Below are 568 nucleotides of genomic sequence, written 5' to 3'. Positions count from 1 at the left end.
TCGCTGCGGCCGTGGACCCGCCAGCCGCCGCCCTTAGGGATTTTCCCGAGCTTCTTCACGTCAATGTGCAGCAGCTCCCCGGCGGTGTCGCGTTCGTAGCGGTGGTCGGTGGCACGGCCGGCCCGGATGCGTTCGCCGCTGATGGGGTCCAGTTCCCAGAGCCGGGGCAGGCCGGCCCGGGCGATGATCCGGGAGACCGTGCGGGCCGGGACGTGACAGCGTTCGGCCAGCTCGACCGGGCCTTCCCGGTGCTTCTCCCGCGCCGCGAGGACCTCGTCGATCTTCGYCGCGGGGGTCGCGTGCGGGCATGAGAGCGGACGGGAGGAACGATCCTCCATGCCGTCCCAGCCGTGCTCCAGGTAGCGCCGGAACCACCGGTGCGCACAGGTACGGGAAACACCCATTTCCTTGGCCACGTGGGCCACGGGCCGGCCCTGAAGGACGCGCTGGACAAGGATGCCTCTACCGGCAGGAGTCAGACGGGCATTACGGTGGACCATGAAGACCTCTTAGTCGTTAGGTGTGTGTGGTAACCACCAACCTAAGAGGTCTTCACCCTTTCACCGTG

General features: G+C 67.5%; 1 protein-coding gene. It reads right to left on the bottom strand.

Annotated elements, in window-relative coordinates; translation table 11 throughout:
* Window positions 1-500 (bottom strand): helix-turn-helix domain-containing protein (locus tag AC1DCZ_RS19365; protein ID WP_476976014.1); only part of this gene is annotated, 500 nt, incomplete at its 3' end.
* Window positions 501-568 lie beyond the last annotated feature (68 nt).

This window comes from Arthrobacter sp. 10N418, assembly GCF_056394725.1.
This window is presented reverse-complemented; position numbering and strand designations above follow the sequence as displayed.